We start from the raw sequence: 19,484 nt of genomic DNA on the forward strand, positions 1-19,484 counted from the left end.
ATCCTTCTTCCTGATGCTGTTGTTAGTGTCCGCCTCATTTCAGGCAAACGGTAGAAAGCGGCATTGGTACGATAGTTCAGCTCGATTTCACGTTTTTTTCACAACGCAAAGCTTTGCACACTGTCGGGCTTATGCCACAGCAAAGGTAGGATTTTTCTCATCAACTGCGGATCAGCGCTGGTCCAGAAGCGGGTGGCGCCGGCTGGCCCTTCGGCTAGCAAGTCATGGGCGCCCAACAAGCGCTGCAGTTGACGGGCGACCGCGGCGCCAGTGTCGATGATCGCCACGTCAGCTGGTACCAGGTCGGCCAGCAGGGGGCGCAGGAAGGGATAATGGGTGCAGCCGAGGATCAGGGTATCGCAGCCCGCCGCCAGCAAAGGCTGCACGTAGCCTTGCAACAACTGGCGCAATGCCGGGCTGGCCAGGTCGCCTGCTTCGATCCGCTCTACCAGCCCGGGGCAAGGCTGCGTCACGACCTGAACGTCGCTGGCAAAACGGTCGAGCAAGGCGGCGAACTTGGCACTCTGCAGGGTACCGGTGGTCGCCAGCACACCGACCACCCCCGAGCGCGTGGCAGCCGCAGCGGGCTTCACCGCCGGCTCCATGCCAACCAGCGGCCATGTCGGGTAAAGTTCGCGCAAATCGGCCACCGCCGCCACCGTCGCCGTGTTGCAAGCCAGTACCATGGCCTTGGCGCCTTGTTCATGAAAGAACCCGGCAATTCGCCGGCAGCGCTCGCGGATGTAGTCCGGGGTCTTTTCGCCATACGGCACGTGACCGCAATCGGCCACGTACAGTAGCGTCTCGCCAGGCAGCAGGCGCTGGATCTCGGCGAGCACCGACAAGCCACCGACCCCCGAATCCATCACGCCGATCGGCGCCGAGCGCTCAGCCATCGCGCTTGCCGCACACTGCACAGGCGGGATCACGCTTGACCCGCAATTCACGGATACGGGTGCCGAGGGCATCGATCAGCAGCAGGCGCCCGACCAGCGGCTCGCCAAAGCCGGCCAGCAGCTTCATGGCCTCCAACGCTTGCAGGCTGCCCACCAGGCCAACGAGGGGCCCAATCACGCCGGCTTCGCTGCACGTCAGTTCGGCTTCGCTACCATGGCCGTACAGGCAGTGGTAGCAAGGACTGTAGTCGCGCCGTGGGTCGAATACGGAAAGCTGCCCTTCCAGGCGGATCGCGGCACCGCTGACCAGCGGCTTGACCGCCGCGACACAGGCGGCATTGACCGCCTCGCGGGTGCTGAAGTTGTCCGAGCAATCCAGCACCAGGTCGACTGCCGCCACGGCAGCGGCCAGCGAGTCCTCGTCCAGGGCCTGGCGATGGGCGACCAGGCTGATTTCCGGGTTGATCGCCTGCAAGCGCTGCAGGGCCGAATCGACCTTGCTCATGCCGACGCTGGCATTGTCATGAATCACCTGGCGTTGCAGGTTGGTCAGGTCGACGGTATCGAAGTCGGCCAGGTGCAGCTCGCCCACACCGGCAGCGGCCAGGTACAAGGCGACCGGCGACCCCAGGCCACCGAGCCCGACGATCAGCGCCTTGCTCTGCTTGAGGCGCAACTGGCCGTCGATGTCGATCTGGGCCAGCAATACCTGCCGGCTGTAACGCAGCAGTTCCTGATCACTCAGCATGGCAGGCGTCCCAGGGTAATGCGTTCATGGCCGCCCAGGTCAGTGCGACTGGCGACCTCGATGAAGCCTTGTTCAGCCAGCAAGGCGCGGACCGCCGCTGCCTGATCATAGCCGTGTTCCAGCAACAGCCAGCCGCCTGCGACCAGGTGCGCGGGGGCTTGGGCAGCGATGACACGCAGGTCGTCCAGGCCATCGACGCCGGCCACCAGTGCGCTGCTGGGCTCGAAGCGGACGTCGCCGGCGACCAGGTGCGGGTCGGCGGCGGCGATGTAGGGCGGGTTGCTGACGATCAGGTCGAAACGCTCGCCGGCAAGGTTGTCGAACCAGTGGCTGACCCGCACCTGGACATTTGCCAGGCCCAGGCGCTGGCGGTTGCGCTCGGCCAGGGCAGCGGCCTCCTCCACCCGGTCGACTGCGGTTACCTGCCAGGCCGGGCGATCGCTGGCCAGGGCCAGGGCAATCGCGCCGGTACCAGTGCCCAGGTCAAGGACCCTGGCCGGCGTGGCGGGTTGCAGTTCAAGGGCGGTCTCGACCAGCAGCTCGGTATCCGGCCGCGGAATCAGGGTGTGGGGGGCCACCTCCAGGTCGAGCGTCCAGAAGCCCTGCTGCCCGAGGATGTAGGCGACCGGTTCGCCGTCGCGGCGGCGCTGCAGGTAACTGGCATAGGTCTCGGCATCTTCGCTGCTGACGATCCGCTCGGGCCAGGTGTGCAGGTAGCTGCGCGACTTGCCGATGGCTGCTGCCAGCAACAGCTCGGCATCCAGCCGCTCGGTGGGCGACTCTGGCAACTGCGCGTTGCGCAGCAGGCTGGCGATGATGGTCATCAGTCCCCCAGCGCGGCCAGCTGATCGGCCTGGTATTCGGCCAGCAGCGGTTCGATGACGGCCTCCACGCCACCGGCGAGGATGTCGTCCAGCGAGTACAGGGTCAGGTTGATACGGTGGTCGGTGACCCGGCCCTGTGGATAATTGTATGTGCGGATACGCTCGGAACGGTCGCCCGAACCGACCAGCAGCTTACGCTCGGTAGCGATGGCGTTCTGCGCGGCGCTGGTCTGCATGTCGTTGAGCTTGGCCGACAGCCAGGACATGGCGCGGGCACGGTTCTTGTGCTGCGAACGCTCTTCCTGGCACTCGACCACGATGCCGGTCGGCAAGTGAGTGATGCGGATCGCCGAGTCGGTCTTGTTGACGTGCTGGCCGCCGGCACCGGACGCACGGTAGGTGTCCACGCGCAGGTCGGCCGGGTTGATTTCGATGGCAGCCTGTTCGTCCGGCTCGGGCAGTACCGCCACGGTGCATGCGGAGGTGTGGATACGGCCCTGGGATTCGGTCTCCGGCACCCGCTGTACGCGGTGCGCACCAGACTCGAACTTGAGCTTGCCGTACACGCTGTCACCCTCGACGCGGGCGATGATTTCCTTGTAACCGCCGTGCTCGCCTTCGTTCTCGGAGAGGATTTCCAGACGCCAGCCGCGTTTTTCGGCGTAGCGCGAATACATACGGAACAGGTCGCCGGAAAAAATCGCCGCCTCGTCGCCACCGGTGCCGGCGCGGATTTCGAGGAATACGTTGCGGCCGTCGTTGGGGTCCTTGGGCAGCAGCATGCGTTGCAGCTGCGCCTCCAGCGTCAGCAGTTGCTCCTTGGCTTCACGCACTTCTTCCACGGCCATTTCGCGCAGGTCCGGGTCACTGTCCTTGAGCAGCGCCTGGGCGCCTTCGAGGTCGTCCTGGACTTTGCGCCACTCTTTATATGCAGCGTAGACCGGCTCGACTTCGGCGTATTCACGGGAATAGGCGCGGAAGCGCGTCTGGTCGGAAATGACCTCGGCATCACCGAGCAATGCGGTGAGTTCTTCGAAGCGGTCCTGGAGGATTTCCAGTTTGTTCAGCAGCGACGCTTTCATTGCGGGGATTTGTCCGTCGAGCCCTCGTTGAGGGCAAAGAGTTCCTGGGCCATGGCCAGCGCATCGAGGCGGCCCTCGGCCGAGAGCCTTTTCAGTTGCACGCTGGGCGCATGCAGGAGTTTGTTGGTCAGCCCCCGGGCCAGCTGGGCCAGCACATCCTCGGGGTTGCCGCCGTTGGCCAGCAGGCGCAGGGCCTTTTGCAGTTCTTCGTCGCGCAGGCGCTCGCTTTGCTGGCGGTAGGCCTTGAGCACGTCCACTGCGGCCAGCTCGCGCAGGCGCAGCATGAAATCTTCCGCCCCGACGGCCACCAGCTCTTCGGCGGCCTGGGCTGCGCCCTGGCGGCTCTTGAGGTTTTCCGCCACCACGTCGTGCAGGTCATCGACAGTGTACAGGTAGACATCGTCCAGCTCACCGACTTCGGTTTCGATGTCGCGTGGCACGGCGATGTCGACCATGAAGATCGGTTTGTGCCGGCGCTGCTTCAGCGCGCTTTCTACAGCGCCCTTGCCGAGGATCGGCAGCTGGCTGGCGGTGGAGCTGATGACGATGTCGCTGTTGGCCAGCTCCTGGGGGATGTCGGCCAGCAGCACGGCATGCGCGCCGAACTGTTCGGCGAGGATGCTGGCCCGCTCCAGGGTCCGGTTGGCGACGACGATGCGGCGCACGCCCTGCTCGTGCAGGTGGCGGGCCACCAGGGTGATGGTTTCACCGGCACCGATCAGCAGCGCCTGGCTGCGGCCCAGGTCGCTGAAGATCTGCTTGGCCAGGCTGACCGCGGCGAACGCCACCGACACCGGGTTTTCGCCAATGGCGGTGTCGGTACGCACCTGCTTGGCGGCGCTGAAGGTGGCCTGGAACAGGCGCCCGAGCAGCGGGCCGACGGTACCGGCTTCGCGCGCCACGGCATAGGCGGACTTCATCTGACCGAGGATCTGCGGCTCGCCGAGCACCAGCGAATCCAGGCCCGAGGCCACGCGCATCATGTGCTTCACCGCCTCGTGTTCTTCGTGCACGTAGGCGCTGGCGCGCAGCTCGTCCAGGCTGAGCCGGTGATAGTCGGCCAGCCATTGCAGCACGGCATCGGCGGACAGCTGGTCCTGCTCTATGTAGAGCTCGCTACGGTTGCAGGTCGACAGGATTGCCGCTTCGCGGCTGGAGGTCAGCCGGCAGAGCTGCTGCAGGGCGTCTACCAGCTGCTCTGGGGTAAACGCCACGCGCTCGCGTACGTCTACCGAGGCAGTCTTATGGTTGATACCAAGTGCAAGAAAGGCCATGCAAGGTCGCTGGTTGTGACGGGAAGCCGATAATTGTCCTCTTTCACAGGTTTCAGGACAACCACCGTTCGCTATTGCGCTCATCGCAGGGGCATGTCGTTGGCGTTGGGGGAACCGGTGGTGTATACCGATGGAGTTGCGCTGGCGCGGAAATCGAACGCCACCACACCATTCAAGAAATGCACACGGCACAGCCACGCCCGCTCCCGGAACCCTTCCCCCCCTCAAAGGTCGCAGTTAACCAGCCACGGCACGGGTGGGTTTGCCCCCGCGCTTGTGTCATCATGCTCCGACCGCCGGTGAGTCTTTCTAAAGCCTTTTATGAACAAACCATACGCATTGCTGCTTGCCTTCGCCCTGCTCCAGGGCTGCCAGAGCCTGGCTCCACAAAAGGCCGAGCCTCCCGTTGCCGAGGCTGCCAAGCGCGAGGCGGAGAAGCCCGTGGTGTATGGCTCGTTCAAGCAGGAAACGCTCTATAGCCTGCTGGTGGCGGAACTGGCCGGGCAACGCAACCGCTTCGACATCGCTCTGGCCAACTACGCCGACCAGGCCGAGAAGACCCAGGACCCGGGCGTCTCCGAACGCGCCTATCGGATTGCCGAATACCTCGGTGCCGACGAGCCGGCCCTGGACAGCGCGCTGATCTGGGCCAAGAACGCCCCGGAGAATCTCGACGCCCAACGCGCCGCCGCCATCCAGCTGGCACGTGCCGGCCGCTATGACGACTCCATGAACTATATGGAGAAGGTGCTGCAAGGCCAGGGGGACACCCACTTCGACTTCCTCGCCCTGTCCGCCGCCGAAACCGACCAGAGCACCCGCGATGGCCTGATGCAGAGCTTCGACCGCCTGCTGGTCAAATATCCGGACAACAGCCAGCTGGTGTTCGGCAAGGCGTTGCTGCTGAACCAGGACGGCAAGGCCCAGGAAGCCCTCGACCTGCTCGAAGCGCACCCGGCGCAGAATGGCGAAATCGCCCCGATCCTGTTGCGCTCCCGCTTGCTCCAGGCCTTGAACCGCGGCCCGGAAGCGCTGCCACTGCTGCGCGGGGCGATCCGCGACAACCCAGATGACAAACGCCTGCGCCTGACCTACGCACGGACCCTGGTCGAACAGGACCGTATTGCTGATGCCAAGGGCGAATTCCTCAGCCTGGTCCAGCAATACCCCGACGACGACGAACTGCGCTATTCACTGGCCCTGGTATGTCTGGAAAACAAAGACTGGGATGAAGCCGAGGGCTACCTGCAGGAGCTGATCGAGCGCGACAGCAATGTCGACGCCGCGCACCTGAACCTGGGCCGCATCCGCGAGGAACGCCACGACCCAGCCGGCGCCCTGCGTGAATACGCCCTGGTCGGCCCCGGCCCCGACTACCTGCCGGCGCAGCTGCGCCAGGCTGACATACTGGTTGCCAACGGCCGCGGCAGCGAAGCCTCGCGCCTGCTCGCCGAAGCCCGCGAAGCGCAGCCGGACTACGCCATCCAGCTGTACCTGATCGAGTCGGAAAGCTACAGCAACAACAACAAGGACGCCCAGGCCAGCCAGGTCCTGCAGCAGGCCATCCAGCGCTACCCGGACGACCTCAACCTGCTGTACACCCGCGCCATGCTGGCGGAAAAACGCGACGACCTGCCGCAGATGGAAAAGGATCTGCGCGCGATCATCGCCCGCGAACCGGAAAATGCCATGGCGCTGAATGCCCTGGGCTATACCCTGGCAGACCGCACCACCCGCTACAGCGAAGCCAAGGCGCTGATCGACAAGGCCCACCAGTTGACCCCGGATGACCCGGCGATACTCGACAGCCTGGGCTGGGTCAATTATCGCCTGGGCAACCTGGACGAGGCCGAGTCGTACCTGCGCCGGGCATTCGCCAGCTTCCCCGACCATGAAGTGGCCGCCCACCTGGGCGAAGTGCTGTGGGCCAACGGCAAGCGCCGCGAAGCCCGCCAGGTCTGGGCCAAGGGCTTCGCCGCCCAGGCCGACAGCCCCATCCTGCGCAAGACCCTCCTGCGCCTGACCGGATCCGAGACTCTTTAACGCCATGTTCCTGCGCCATTGCATCACCTTCACCCTGATCGCCCTGCTGGCCGGCTGTGCCGGCTTCGGTAGCCGCGAGGCCCTGGAGGGCCACGGCAACCCGCAGCAGTGGCGCGCCCATAAAGAGCAGTTGAGCAGCCTCGATGGCTGGCAGATCAACGGCAAGGTCGGCATCCGCGCCCCGCGTGATTCCGGCAGCGGCACGCTGTTCTGGCTGCAACGCCAGGACTACTACGACATCCGCCTGGCCGGCCCGCTGGGCCGTGGCGCCGCACGCCTGACCGGCCGCCCCGGCGGCGTGGTGCTGGAAGTGGCCAATCAGGGCCGCTACGAGGCCAGCAGTCCCGAGGCCTTGCTGGAAGAGCAACTGGGCTGGCAACTGCCGGTCTCGCACCTGGTCTGGTGGGTGCGCGGCCTGCCTGCCCCCGACAGCAAGAGCAAACTGACCCTGGATGGCGACAGCCGCCTGGCCAGCCTTGACCAGGACGGCTGGCAGGTGCAGTACCTGAGCTACACCGAACAGAACGGCTACTGGCTGCCCGAACGCCTGAAGCTGCATGGCAAGGACCTCGACGTTACCCTGGTGGTCAAGGACTGGCAGCCGCGCCAGCTGGGGCACTGATCCATGCACACGCTGACCCTGCCCGCCCCGGCCAAGCTCAACCTGTGGCTGCATATCATCGGCCGCCGCGCTGACGGCTATCACGAACTGGAAACCGTGTTCCAGTTTCTCGACCACGGCGACGAGCTGAGTTTCACCGTGCGAGACGATGGCGTGATTCGCCTGCACACCGAAATCGAGGCCGTACCGCACGACAGCAACCTGATCGTGCGTGCCGCACGTATGCTGCAGGCGCAATCCGGCACGACGCTGGGCGCCGACATCTGGCTGACCAAGGTACTGCCCATGGGCGGTGGCATCGGTGGTGGCAGCTCGGACGCCGCCACCACCCTGCTGGCCCTCGCCCACCTGTGGCAACTGGGCTGGGACGAAGACCGCCTGGCCGCCCTGGGCCTGAGCCTGGGTGCCGATGTACCGGTGTTCGTGCGCGGCCACGCGGCCTTCGCTCAAGGCGTGGGCGAACAACTGACCCCGGTCGACCCGAGCGAGCCGTGGTATGTCGTGCTGGTGCCGCAAGTGTCTGTCAGCACAGCAGAAATTTTTTCACATCCGCAGTTGACACGTGATTCACTGCCCCTTAAGATGCGCCCCGTTCCCGAGGGAAACAGTCGAAATGACTGCCAACCGGTGGTAGAGCAGAGTTACCCGGAAGTTCGCAATGCGTTGAATTCTTTGGGCAAATTCACTGAAGCTCGGCTAACCGGAACTGGAAGTTGTGTGTTTGGGGCCTTCCCAAGCAAAGCCGAAGCTGATAAAGTTCTGGCCCTTCTTTCAGCGACCCAAACAGGGTTTGTGGCGAAAGGAAGCAATATTTCGATGTTGCATCGCAAGCTGCAAAGTCTGATCAAGAAGTCGAGCGCATAAGCGTTCGCAGCAACAGATACAGGGGCGTCGCCAAGCGGTAAGGCAGCAGGTTTTGATCCTGCCATGCGTTGGTTCGAATCCAGCCGCCCCTGCCATTTTCCTTATACTCATCCAGGTTACCCTCAGCCTCCAGGTACTGCGCGTGTCCAAGATGATGGTCTTTACGGGGAATGCCAACCCCGATCTGGCTCGGCGTGTAGTACGTCAGCTGCATATCCCTCTCGGTGACGTCTCTGTCGGTAAATTCTCCGACGGCGAGATCAGCACTGAGATCAATGAAAACGTTCGTGGTAAAGACGTTTTCATTATTCAGCCGACCTGTGCCCCGACCAACGATAACCTGATGGAACTGGTAGTGATGGCCGACGCCTTCCGCCGCTCCTCAGCATCCCGAATCACCGCCGTGATTCCTTACTTCGGATACGCCCGCCAGGACCGCCGTCCGCGTTCGGCACGTGTAGCCATCAGCGCCAAAGTCGTCGCTGACATGCTCACTGTCGTCGGTATCGACCGTGTACTCACCGTCGACCTGCACGCTGACCAGATCCAGGGTTTCTTCGATATCCCGGTCGACAACATCTACGGCTCGCCCGTGCTGGTCGACGATATCGAAGACCAGCGTTTCGAGAACCTGATGATCGTCTCCCCGGACATCGGTGGTGTCGTGCGCGCACGTGCCGTCGCCAAGTCCCTGGGCGTCGACCTGGGTATCATCGACAAGCGCCGCGAGAAGGCTAACCACTCCGAGGTCATGCACATCATCGGCGACGTCGAAGGGCGCACCTGCATCCTGGTAGACGACATGGTCGACACCGCCGGCACCCTGTGCCACGCGGCCAAAGCCCTGAAAGAACACGGCGCTGCCAAGGTTTACGCCTACTGCACGCACCCTGTCCTGTCGGGCCGCGCGATCGAGAACATCGAGAAGTCGGTACTGGACGAGCTGGTGGTGACCAACACCGTTCCGCTGTCCGCCGCTGCTCAAGCCTGTGACCGTATCCGCCAGCTGGATATCGCACCGGTTGTCGCTGAAGCGGTACGCCGCATCAGCAACGAAGAATCGATCAGCGCGATGTTCCGCTAAGCGGAACACACGCTGACGAAAAGCGCCCCGCCCCAACACTGGTTGTTGGGGCGGGGCTTTTTTGCCATCCCCGTTGGCGCTGGTCGCAAACGCCCTCGGGGGGCTATTTTGGAGAAACAAAATGACCGAATTCACTCTGAACGCCCAAGCGCGTACTGACCTGGGGAAAGGTGCGAGCCGCCGCCTGCGTCACTCCGCGAACATCCCAGCCGTTGTCTACGGTGGTAACCAGGACGCTCAGTCCCTGACCATCCTGGCCAAGGAAATCACCAAGCTGTTCGAAAACGAGGCTGCCTTCAGCCACGTTCTGGAACTGAACGTCGACGGCACCAAGCAGAACGTCGTGGTCAAGGCCCTGCAGCGTCACCCGGCCAAAGGCTTCATCATGCACGCCGACTTCGTTCGCGTCGTTGCTGGCCAGAAACTGACCGCCAAGGTACCGGTTCACTTCATCAACGAAGAAGCCCCGGTCAAGAAAGGCGGCGAGATCTCCCACGTAGAGGCCGAGATCGAAGTTTCCTGCGAAGCCAAGGACCTGCCTGAGTTCATCGAAGTCGACCTGGCCAACGCTGAAATCGGCACCATCATCCACCTGTCGGACCTGAAAGCTCCGAAAGGCGTAGAGTTCGTCGCTCTGGCCCACGGTGATGACAAAGCTGTTGCCAACGTTCACGCTCCACGCGTTGCTCCAGAAGCAGAAGGCGCTGCCGAGTAATCCACTCGCGCGCCGGCGTTGATCGGGTTACAGTGCCGCGCCCTGTAACCCACCAACTCCAAGGAAGAGCCCCTGACGTGACCGCCATCCAGTTGATCGTCGGCCTGGGTAACCCCGGCCCCGAATACGAACAGACCCGGCATAACGCAGGGGCTCTTTTCGTTGAACGCATTGCCAGCGCCCAGCGCGTCTCGTTGACCGCTGACCGCAAGTATTTCGGCCTGACGGCCAAGTTCAGCCATCAGGGCAACGACGTTCGCTTGCTCATCCCCACCACCTACATGAACCGCAGCGGCCAGGCCGTGGCGGCCTTGGCCAATTTCTTCCGCATCAAGCCGGAAGCGATCCTGGTGGCGCATGACGAACTCGACCTGCCTCCGGGCGTCGCCAAGCTCAAGCGCGGCGGTGGCCATGGTGGGCACAACGGCCTGCGCGACATCATCGCGCAGCTCGGCAACCAGAACGACTTCCACCGCCTGCGGCTTGGCATCGGCCACCCGGGTGACGCCAAACTGGTCTCCAACTTCGTCCTGGGCCGCGCGCCGCGCGCCGAGCAGGAGAAGCTCGACGCCAGCATCGATTTTGCCCTCGGCGTGCTGCCGGACGTGCTTGCCGGCGACTTCGCCAAGGCGATGCGCGAGCTGCACAGCCAGAAGGCCTGATTTCCTTTAGAGAGGGGAATACCCATGGGTTTCAATTGCGGCATCGTCGGCCTGCCCAACGTCGGCAAGTCCACCCTGTTCAACGCCCTGACCAAGTCTGGCATCGCGGCGGAGAACTTCCCTTTCTGCACCATCGAGCCAAACAGCGGTATCGTGCCGATGCCCGATGCGCGTCTGAATGCGCTGGCTGAAATCGTCAAGCCCAACCGCATCCTGCCAACCACCATGGAATTCGTCGACATCGCCGGCCTGGTGGCCGGTGCGTCGAAGGGCGAAGGCCTGGGCAACAAGTTCCTCGCCAACATCCGCGAGACCGACGCCATTGCCCACGTGGTGCGCTGCTTCGAAGACGAGAACGTGATCCACGTTTCCAACAGCGTCGACCCCAAGCGTGACATCGAGATCATCGACCTCGAGCTGATCTTCGCCGACCTCGACAGCTGCGAGAAGCAGCTACAGAAGGTTGCCCGTAACGCCAAGGGCGGCGACAAGGACGCCCTGGCGCAGAAGGCCATTCTCGAACAGCTGATCCCGCACTTCACCGAAGGCAAGCCAGCGCGCAGCCTGATGAAGAACATGAGCGCCGAAGACAAGGCGGTCATTCGCGGCTTCCATCTGCTGACCAGCAAGCCGGTGATGTACATCGCCAACGTGGCCGAAGACGGCTTCGAGAACAATCCGCACCTGGACGTGGTCAAGGCCATCGCCGAGGAAGAAGGCGCGGTCGTGGTACCGGTGTGCAACAAGATCGAAGCGGAAATCGCCGAGCTGGAAGACGGTGAAGAGAAGGACATGTTCCTCGAGGCCCTGGGCCTGGAAGAGCCTGGCCTGAACCGTGTGATCCGCGCCGGTTACGAACTGCTGAACCTGCAAACCTACTTCACTGCCGGCGTGCAGGAAGTACGCGCCTGGACCGTGCGCGTCGGTGCCACCGCACCGCAGGCGGCCGGGGTTATCCACACCGACTTCGAAAAGGGTTTCATCCGCGCTGAAGTGGTGGCCTATGACGACTTCATCCAGTTCAAGGGTGAAAGCGGTGCCAAGGAAGCCGGTAAATGGCGCCTGGAAGGCAAGGACTACATCGTCAAGGACGGCGACGTGATGCACTTCCGCTTCAACGTCTAAGCGGCAGTTTGCAGTACTGACAAACCCCTTGAGGCCCATGGTTTCAAGGGGTTTTGTTTTGTGCGGCGCCCCTGCTTTCCATAGCCTCTGGCATCAGTGCCAGGTGATCTCCCCCGCCTCCCGGGTCAGGACCAGCTCAGCCAACGCCCGCCCCATCTGCACGTTATGCACGCTGTTGACCAGCATGCCAATACCCGGCTCGCCTGCATTGCCGCAAGTGTATTCCTCGAGGGCGTCTTCGAATCAGGGTGGCAGCCGAACGCGGGGTGAGAGACCGGCGAACATCGGAATTCCGGCCAGGCCGAAGCCTGCCCACGAACGGCTGCCATAACACGGCACGATGTACTGCCGGGCTCTCACACCCGGTCGCCAAAGCACGTCGACTCGGGGAAATTAGCCCTCATGTTCTACATCGACAACAGCGAAACGGCAGCGCAGCGCGTAGGGTAATTACCAAGTTAAGTTGAACGGAAGCATTTAGTTTCAGGTTAGGAATTGTCTTACTTCTATCGCCACGTAGATTCAAAAATCGCTGGTCAGAGCCATCGCGCCCAGCAGCAGGCAAATGCTCACCACGGTGGTCAGCTGCAATCGCATCGGCAGGTACCAGCCTGGCATGACCTGCAGCAACTTCCGATCTTGCCAATAATGAACAGCAAAACCGCCAAGCAACAGCAGACAACCCAGGGAAGCAGGCAGCAAAGTGCTGACCCAACCGAGCAGAGCCGGCACGACGCTCCACATGAGCCGTTCGCGACGCTGCTCGGCGGGTAACTCCGGCAGGGACATCGCGAAGCCCCAGTGCAAGGCGCCGACGAAACTCAAAATGACGGCCCCATAGTTCACCAGCATCATCGCCGACAATGATCGGTACTCGGGAGAAAAGACCACCAGCAGCATCAAGCCAACGAACGGCAGCAAGCCGCCATAACCGAGGATGGCAAAGCGCCTTGGCAATAACGTGCCAGACCCGCTCATCTGAACGCCTGTCATTTGCTTCGACCAATCAGTTGGAGAAATTCCTGGCGCGTCGTCGCCGAGTCGCGGAACATACCCAGCATCACGGAGGAAACCATCACCGAGTTCTGCTTTTCGACACCTCTCATCATCATGCACATATGCTTTGCTTCGATGACCACAGCCACCCCTGCCGCATCGGTGATGTCTTGTATGGCACAGGCAATTTGCCGGGTGAGGTTTTCCTGAATCTGCAGGCGGCGGGCGAATACATCGACCACGCGCGCGACCTTCGACAACCCCAGCACCCTGCCAGTAGGCAGGTAGGCAACATGAGCCTTGCCGATAAAGGGCAGCATGTGGTGCTCGCACAGTGAATAAAGCTCGATATCGCGCACGACGATCATCTCGTCGTTCCGGGACTCGAACAGCGCACCGTTGATGACCTCTTCGAGATTCAGACTGTAGCCGTTACACAAGTACTGCATGGCCTTGGCCGCACGCTGAGGCGTGTCCAACAGCCCTTCTCGCTGCGGGTCTTCACCTATTTCGAGGAGAATTTCGCGATAGTACTCAGCTAACGACTGGGACATTTGGACTCCTCACCGCTGCGGCGCTGACCGCAAAAATTGTACAAGATTGAATTTATGTACAGGTTTTGTACAATCTAGCCGAAAGCCAGCAAGATGCAATGCCTGCTCCGGCTTCAGGCACAAAATGTCGCCAGCGGCATTTACTGGCCTGGAGGCAGCAACGAACTGCAACGTCCAGGTGGTCAAAGGGGCCAGACCAGATGAACAGATTCAATCCCCGCAAGCTGGGTTCGTCCAAGTGGACGGCGTGTCAGCCTGTGAACCGTGAGAAGCACTTTCTGGTGACGGAGCTGATTTGCGACGAAGACGGTACGCCTCTGCAGATTGAACTGGAGGCCGTCCACAGCCAGCGCAAGCAGGTGCTCGACTGGCGAGAACTCAGGGATAGCCAACGCTGGAAATTCGGCTGGTGTTGAACAGCCCGGGCGCCATCCGAGGTAAAGGCAAATGGCGGCAAGCAGGAAGCAGCCTGGTGCTGTCGCGACACGGCAGCGTTTGCCAGCAGGCAAAAAAAACAGCATCTAAGCTGTGATTCAGCACTGTTCCCTCGGAGCGCACCATGGCGGAAAAGCACCGCTTCGACTGGCAACGCTGGTTACCCGGCCTGGTCACCCTGCTCCACTATCAACCCGCCTGGTTGCCCAAGGACATCGCCGCCGGCCTGGTACTCACCACCATGCTGGTACCGGTGGGCATCGCCTACGCCGAGGCCTCTGGAGTACCAGGCATCTACGGCTTGTACGCCACCATCATCCCGCTACTGGCCTATGCCCTGTTCGGCCCCAGCCGCATCCTGGTACTGGGCCCGGACTCGGCGCTGGCCGCACCGATCCTGGCGGTGGTGGTGCAGTACGCCGCCAGCGACCCGCAGCGGGCCATCGCCATCGCCAGCCTGATGGCCCTGGTCGCCGGGGCCTTCTGCGTGATCGCCGGGCTGTTGCGCCTGGGCTTCATCACCGAACTGCTGTCCAAGCCGATCCGCTATGGCTACATGAACGGCATTGCCCTCACCGTATTGATCAGCCAGTTGCCCAAGCTGTTCGGCATCAAGGTCGATAGCCAGGGGCCGCTGCGCGACCTTTGGCAGCTGGGTGAAGCACTGCTTGCCGGCCAAGGGCACTGGCCCAGTTTCATTGTCGGTGCCGGCAGCCTGTTGCTGATCATGCTGCTCAAACCCTTCAAGCGCCTGCCAGGGATCCTGATCGCCGTGGTCCTGGCAACGCTGGCAGTGAGCCTGCTAGACCTTGAGCTGATGGGCGTCAAGGTACTCGGCCAACTGCCCCAAGGCTTGCCCAGTTTGGTGTTCCCCTGGGTCTCCGACATCGACATGGTCGAAGTGGTACTGGGCGGCATTGCCGTGGCGCTGGTGTCCTTCGCCGATACCAGCGTGCTGTCGCGCTCCTATGCCGCGCGCATGAAGATGCCGGTCAACCCGAACCAGGAAATGTTCGGCCTGGGCGTGGCCAACCTGGCCTCCGGGCTGTTCCAGGGCATCCCCATCAGCAGCAGTTCGTCACGTACCCCCGTGGCCGAAGTGGCCGGCTCGCAGACCCAGCTCACCGGCATCATCGGTGCGCTGGCGGTGACCCTGTTGCTGCTGGTAGCGCCCAACCTGCTGCAATACCTGCCCAACAGCGCCCTGGCAGCGGTGGTGATAGCAGCCGCACTGGGATTGTTCGAGTTCGCCGACCTCAAGCGCATCTTCCGCATGCAACAGTGGGAGTTCTGGTTGTCCATCACCTGCTTTGTCGGGGTCGCAGTGTTCGGTGCGATCCCTGGTATCGGCATTGCCGTGGTGATATCGGTGATCGAGTTCCTGTGGGACGGCTGGCGGCCGCACCATGCGGTACTGGGTCGAGTGGATGGCACCCGCGGGTACCATGACGTGCAGCGTTATCCACAGGCCCGGCGCATCCCGGGGCTGGTGCTGCTGCGTTGGGATGCGCCGTTGTTCTTTGCCAATGCCGAGCAGTTCCAGAGCACGGTGATGGCGGCGCTGGCCGCATCGCCTACCCCGGTGCAACGGCTGGTGATCGCGGCAGAACCGGTGACCAGCATTGATGTCACCTCGGCGGACATGCTCGCCGAGCTGGACCGGACGCTGGAGGCGCGCGGGGTGGAGTTGCAGTTTGCCGAGATGAAGGACCCGGTGAAGGACAAGATGCGGCAGTTCGAGTTGTTCGAGAACATGGGGGAGTCGGCATTTCATCCCACTGTCGGTGCGGCGGTGGATGCCTACCTGGAAGAGAGTGGGGTTGACTGGAAGCCCTAGGGTTTCCTGGGCTGCCCTCTTCGCGGGTAAACCCGCTCGCACAAGGATTGCGTGATCCCATAGGCGACACGATACCTGTGGGAGCGGGTTCACCCGCGAAGAACGCCACGCCGTAGCCGAAGCCGGTCGATCCAGATGAGCATGGCACTGGCATACACCGACACCGCCACAAACAGCGCCATGCGCACGGCAAAGGCGCGGTAGACATCCTGCCCACCGGCACTGTCCTGCACCGACTGCCCCAGCAAGATCAGCATGGTCATCAGGCAGCTCAGCCAATAGGCCGGGCCCTGCCGGTTCGGCACGGCCTGGTACATCCGCCGCCCTTGCCAAAGTGCGAACAGAAGCACCCACAGGAAGAACATCCACAGGTGCACGAACAGGCTCAGCGCCCCCCATATCAGGATCGCCAACAAGCCGGCCAGCAAGGTCGAGCCGATCAGCTCCCGGCTGGCATGCCGCGCGCGGGTCTCGCCAGCCTGCTGCCCCAGGCTCACCGCCTTCATGATCAGCGGCATGTACTGGTCCGGGGCGATCAGCGCCAGCAGGAACGCTGGCATCACGATCAGCGTGGCACGCAGCGCCACCCAGCTTACCTGCTCACTGCCCAGCAACGGCGGCGCTGGTTGCGCCGGAGCATCGGCTGGTTCGGGAAACAGCACATGGGCCAAGGCCGTGCCCAGTACCGCCAGCAGCATGCCCTTGGCCAATGCTTCGACCACCGACAAGGCCAGGGTAAAGTCGCTGGTACCGGCGGCAGCGATCATGGTCAGGCCGATCACCAGCAGGTTCGCCAGCAAGCCGTTGCCGCCCTTCAGGGCGTAGCGCAAGGTCAGGAAAACGCCCACGCCCACCAGCAACACTCCACTCACCGGCGCATGGCGCAGCAGCGGAATCAGCAACAGCCCGCTGCCGCAACTGAGCAACACAAGTAATGCCAGGGCCGGTGCCGCACGCAGCGGCAAGGGCTGGCTGCGCATGGCCAGCAACAGTACCGCAAACACCGGCGCCAGGATCGGCACTGGCAGGCCGATGCCGAAACTCAACGCCAGGCTCAGCGCCACGCCCCAGGCCAGGCGCAGCGCGCGCAGGCGGCGCAACTCAATAGGCATACGACAGCCAGCTCATCAGCCACATGAACAAGCGGGCCAGCAGGTTCAACGGGTTACCTTCGCTGGGCAGGGCCATGACTTCGGCCTGTCCGCCAACCCGCAGCCCGCTCTTGTCCTGCAACTGGTCACGCTCGAGTTCGACGATGACCGGGAAGCGTTGCGCCGAACGCAGCCACTCGCGGCTGTTCTGCACGGTCGGCAGCGTGCCCGGCGGGGTGCTCTGGCCCACGCTCACACCGTAGCCGATGCTGCGAACGTGGCCCTTCAATACCGTGCCCGGCAGTGCGTCGAGCACCACCAGCACCGGAGTGTCGGGGCGCAGGCGGCCGAGATTGTTCTCGGTCATGTCGGCAGTTATCCACACGTCATGGATGGCGATCAGGGTCAGCATCGGGCTGCCGGCGCCGACATAGTGGCCGACGTCGGTACGCAGGTCAGTGATCAAGCCGTTCGCATCGGCACGCACCACCGTGCGTGCCAGGTCCAGGCGGGCCTTTTCCACATTCGCCGCGGCACTGCGCAACTGGGCGTTGTCATCCTGCGCCCCACCCTGCTGCTCCCGCGCCCGCTCCACTTCGGCACGGGCTGCCGCCACCTGGCTGACAGCCTGGTCGCGAGTGGCCTGGGCGCTTTCCAGGCGGCGCACCGATACCGTACCCGGGTCTTCGTCGATCAGGCGCTTGAGCCGTTCGGCGTCCTGCCGCGCCTTGCGCTCGTTGGCCTGCGCCGCGACCAACGCCGCCTGTGCCGAATCGATGCCAGCCGTGTGCGCGCCGATCTGCCGGCGCACCGCGTCCAGGTCGGCCTCGGCACGCGCCAGGGCAATGCGGTACTGCTCCTGGTCCAGCTCGAACAGCACATCGCCCCGGCGCACTTCCTGGTTGTTGCCCACCGCCACGCGCTTCACCTGGCCGGCCACCTCGGCACTGACCGGTATCACATAGGCCTGCAGGCGGGCCTGCTGGGTGTAGGGCGTGAAGCGGTCGGCCAGCAGGTACCAGAGCAGGCTCACGGCAATCAGCAGCAATATCCAGCGCATGCCGCGATCGGGGGCGGCCGGGGGCGGCGTCGGCGCAGCGTCACTCATTTCGTTTCACCTTGTGCATGTGCGCTGGGGGCCGGCTCGTCGAGCAGCTCGCCCCAGTCGGTCCGTTGCTGCATCTGCCGGCGCGTGGCCGGGTCGATCGGCGCGCGGCTGGCGTCCCAACCGCCACCCAGGGCCTTGTACAAGGTCACCAGGCTGCTCACGGCATTGCCGCGGCTGACCAGGTAACCGTCCTGTTGCTGCAACAGCAGTTGCTGGGCGTCGAGCACGCGCTGGAAGTCGGCAAAACCTTCACGGTATTGCGAGCTGGCCAGGCTAAACGAGCGTTGTGCGGCCTGCGAGGCCTGCTCGCGAATGCGCGCGCTCTGCAGCGAGCGCACCAGCCCGCTGGCAGCATCGTCCGCCTCGCGCGCGGCTTCGCGCACACCCTGGTGGTAGCGCTCGATGAGCTGCTGCAAGCGAGCATCCTCCACACGCACGGCGTTCTTGCGCCGGCCGTAGTCGAACGGGCTCCAGATCAGGCTGGGCCCGGCGGCCAGGTCGAAGGTGTCAGGCAGGTGACTGGTCGTGACGAAGCTCCAAGCAATGCTGCCCAGCAGGCTCAGCTGGGGATACAGATCGGCCTCGGCCACCCCGACCAATGCCGATTGTGCGGCCACTGCCTGCTCGGCGGCGCGGATGTCCGGGCGGCGCTGCAGCAGGTTGGCGGGTACGTCCTGCAGTACGGCACGGTCCGGCAACGGCAACTGGCCGTGGCCTGCGTCCAGCTGCGGCAACGGCCCGGGTGGCCGGCCGAGCAGCGCACATAGCACGTTGCGCAGGGCATTGAGCTGGTTGTGGAACTCGGGGATGGTGGCCTGGGTGGCCAGGTATTGGGTACGCGCCTGTTGCCAGTCGAGTTCGTCGTTTTCACCATGGCGGAACAGCCGTTCGGTAATTTCCAGGCTGCGCGCCTGACGCCGGGCGTTTTCTTCGGCGATATCCAGCCGCGCCTCGACAGTGCGCAGGGCAAAGTAGGTGTCAGCCACTTGCGCCCGCAACAGCAGCATGGCATCGGCATAATTGGCCTGGGAGGCGAAGTAGGCAGCATCGGCACTCTCGATGGCGCGGCTGAAGCGCCCCCAGAAGTCGATTTCCCAGCCGATGTCGAAGCCTGCGCTGGATTGCCAGAACACCGAATCGCGGGCGTTGGCGCTGCCGGACTGGTCCTGCTTCAGGTACAGGCTCTGGGCACGCAGTTGCTGCAGCTGTGGATAACGCCCGGTCTGCACGATAGCCAGCTGGGCGCGCGCCTCGACGATGCGCAGGCCGGCCACGCGCAGGTTGGCGTTGTTGGCGTCGGCCTCGGCAATCAGGGCGTCCAGTGCCGGGTCGGCGAACACCGCCCACCACTGGCGCAGGTCGGGCGCGGTGCCCTGCTGGCCGGCCTGCTTCAGCAAGGGACTATCCCACTTGTGCAGCCAGGGGTCCTGCAGCGGCTGGAAATCCGGGCCGACCTGGCTGCAGCCGGCCAACACGGCAACCAGGCTCAGGGCACAACCGCAGGCGCGTCCGGGCATGGCGAAC

The 19,484-nt window shown here is 63.6% G+C and carries 19 protein-coding genes and 1 tRNA gene; 10 read left to right on the top strand and 10 right to left on the bottom strand.

Annotation, left to right across the window (positions count from 1 at the left end):
- Positions 1–98: 98 nt before the first annotated feature.
- Genes murI through hemA form a run of 5 tightly spaced genes read right to left on the bottom strand, consistent with a single transcriptional unit; the run spans position 99 to position 4,824 of the window.
- A complete protein-coding gene (murI, locus tag B4L76_RS08595) occupies positions 99–896 on the bottom strand; it encodes a glutamate racemase (protein WP_296231807.1) in 798 nt (265 codons plus the stop codon).
- Positions 889–1,644: a molybdopterin-synthase adenylyltransferase MoeB gene (locus tag B4L76_RS08600; protein WP_296231808.1), complete on the bottom strand. Its 756-nt coding sequence runs from the start codon at positions 1,642–1,644 to the stop codon at positions 889–891. The genes murI and B4L76_RS08600 overlap by 8 nt, the downstream gene beginning before the upstream one ends.
- Positions 1,638–2,468, bottom strand: coding sequence for a peptide chain release factor N(5)-glutamine methyltransferase (prmC, locus tag B4L76_RS08605; RefSeq protein ID WP_296231809.1), 831 nt, complete (start codon positions 2,466–2,468; stop codon positions 1,638–1,640). Before prmC ends, B4L76_RS08600 begins: the two co-directional genes overlap by 7 nt.
- The gene (gene prfA / locus B4L76_RS08610) at positions 2,468–3,550 is read right to left on the bottom strand and encodes a peptide chain release factor 1 (protein WP_296231810.1); all 1,083 of its coding nucleotides are present in this window, start codon (positions 3,548–3,550) and stop codon (positions 2,468–2,470) included. The genes prmC and prfA overlap by 1 nt, the downstream gene beginning before the upstream one ends.
- Complete coding sequence (gene hemA / locus B4L76_RS08615; RefSeq protein ID WP_296231811.1) at positions 3,547–4,824, bottom strand: glutamyl-tRNA reductase; 1,278 nt, start codon at positions 4,822–4,824, stop codon at positions 3,547–3,549. Before hemA ends, prfA begins: the two co-directional genes overlap by 4 nt.
- A gap of 321 nt (positions 4,825–5,145) precedes the next feature.
- Between hemA and B4L76_RS08620 the strand changes: the two genes are divergently transcribed.
- The 8 genes from B4L76_RS08620 to ychF all read left to right on the top strand — a co-directional run bounded on the left by B4L76_RS08620 (position 5,146) and on the right by ychF (position 11,939).
- Positions 5,146–6,867: a tetratricopeptide repeat protein gene (locus B4L76_RS08620; RefSeq protein WP_296231812.1), complete on the top strand. Its 1,722-nt coding sequence runs from the start codon at positions 5,146–5,148 to the stop codon at positions 6,865–6,867.
- A 4-nt stretch (positions 6,868–6,871) separates the two neighbouring features.
- Positions 6,872–7,489 (top strand): lipoprotein insertase outer membrane protein LolB, encoded by a 618-nt coding sequence (gene lolB, locus B4L76_RS08625; RefSeq protein WP_170028250.1) that lies wholly within the window; start codon positions 6,872–6,874, stop codon positions 7,487–7,489.
- 3 nt (positions 7,490–7,492) lie between these two features.
- Positions 7,493–8,353 (top strand): 4-(cytidine 5'-diphospho)-2-C-methyl-D-erythritol kinase, encoded by an 861-nt coding sequence (gene ispE / locus B4L76_RS08630; RefSeq protein WP_296231813.1) that lies wholly within the window; start codon positions 7,493–7,495, stop codon positions 8,351–8,353.
- A 20-nt stretch (positions 8,354–8,373) separates the two neighbouring features.
- Positions 8,374–8,448 (top strand) — tRNA-Gln (locus tag B4L76_RS08635).
- A 47-nt stretch (positions 8,449–8,495) separates the two neighbouring features.
- The gene (locus tag B4L76_RS08640) at positions 8,496–9,437 is read left to right on the top strand and encodes a ribose-phosphate pyrophosphokinase (protein WP_003247410.1); all 942 of its coding nucleotides are present in this window, start codon (positions 8,496–8,498) and stop codon (positions 9,435–9,437) included.
- 121 nt (positions 9,438–9,558) lie between these two features.
- The gene (locus tag B4L76_RS08645) at positions 9,559–10,152 is read left to right on the top strand and encodes a 50S ribosomal protein L25/general stress protein Ctc (protein WP_296231815.1); all 594 of its coding nucleotides are present in this window, start codon (positions 9,559–9,561) and stop codon (positions 10,150–10,152) included.
- Between the two features lie 77 nt (positions 10,153–10,229).
- Positions 10,230–10,814: an aminoacyl-tRNA hydrolase gene (gene pth / locus B4L76_RS08650; protein WP_051095896.1), complete on the top strand. Its 585-nt coding sequence runs from the start codon at positions 10,230–10,232 to the stop codon at positions 10,812–10,814.
- 24 nt (positions 10,815–10,838) lie between these two features.
- Complete coding sequence (gene ychF, locus B4L76_RS08655) at positions 10,839–11,939, top strand: redox-regulated ATPase YchF (protein ID WP_170028247.1); 1,101 nt, start codon at positions 10,839–10,841, stop codon at positions 11,937–11,939.
- A 522-nt stretch (positions 11,940–12,461) separates the two neighbouring features.
- Here ychF and B4L76_RS08660 read toward each other — a convergent pair.
- Positions 12,462–12,917 (bottom strand): DUF3429 domain-containing protein, encoded by a 456-nt coding sequence (locus B4L76_RS08660; protein WP_296231819.1) that lies wholly within the window; start codon positions 12,915–12,917, stop codon positions 12,462–12,464.
- Between the two features lie 11 nt (positions 12,918–12,928).
- Positions 12,929–13,489 (bottom strand): GTP cyclohydrolase I FolE, encoded by a 561-nt coding sequence (gene folE / locus B4L76_RS08665; protein WP_296231821.1) that lies wholly within the window; start codon positions 13,487–13,489, stop codon positions 12,929–12,931.
- Between the two features lie 200 nt (positions 13,490–13,689).
- On the opposite strand from folE, the gene B4L76_RS08670 reads away from it, so the two are divergent.
- The gene (locus B4L76_RS08670) at positions 13,690–13,905 is read left to right on the top strand and encodes a TIGR02450 family Trp-rich protein (RefSeq protein WP_296231822.1); all 216 of its coding nucleotides are present in this window, start codon (positions 13,690–13,692) and stop codon (positions 13,903–13,905) included.
- Between the two features lie 143 nt (positions 13,906–14,048).
- Positions 14,049–15,761 carry a SulP family inorganic anion transporter gene (locus B4L76_RS08675; RefSeq protein WP_296231823.1) on the top strand — a complete coding sequence of 571 codons (1,713 nt, stop codon included), beginning with the start codon at positions 14,049–14,051 and terminating at the stop codon, positions 15,759–15,761.
- Between the two features lie 89 nt (positions 15,762–15,850).
- On the opposite strand, the gene B4L76_RS08680 is transcribed toward B4L76_RS08675, so the two are convergent.
- From B4L76_RS08680 to B4L76_RS08690, 3 genes are read right to left on the bottom strand one after another with little or no spacing between them, the layout of a single operon-like run.
- Positions 15,851–16,873 (bottom strand): DUF2955 domain-containing protein, encoded by a 1,023-nt coding sequence (locus B4L76_RS08680; protein WP_296231824.1) that lies wholly within the window; start codon positions 16,871–16,873, stop codon positions 15,851–15,853.
- Positions 16,863–17,960: an HlyD family secretion protein gene (locus B4L76_RS08685; RefSeq protein ID WP_296231825.1), complete on the bottom strand. Its 1,098-nt coding sequence runs from the start codon at positions 17,958–17,960 to the stop codon at positions 16,863–16,865. Before B4L76_RS08685 ends, B4L76_RS08680 begins: the two co-directional genes overlap by 11 nt.
- Complete coding sequence (locus tag B4L76_RS08690; protein WP_296231826.1) at positions 17,957–19,477, bottom strand: efflux transporter outer membrane subunit; 1,521 nt, start codon at positions 19,475–19,477, stop codon at positions 17,957–17,959. The genes B4L76_RS08685 and B4L76_RS08690 overlap by 4 nt, the downstream gene beginning before the upstream one ends.
- Between the last annotated feature and the right edge of the window lie 7 nt (positions 19,478–19,484).

The sequence above is a fragment of the Pseudomonas sp. UBA4617 genome, from assembly GCF_002386445.1.
In the GTDB taxonomy this organism is placed as follows: Bacteria; Pseudomonadota; Gammaproteobacteria; order Pseudomonadales; family Pseudomonadaceae; genus Aquipseudomonas.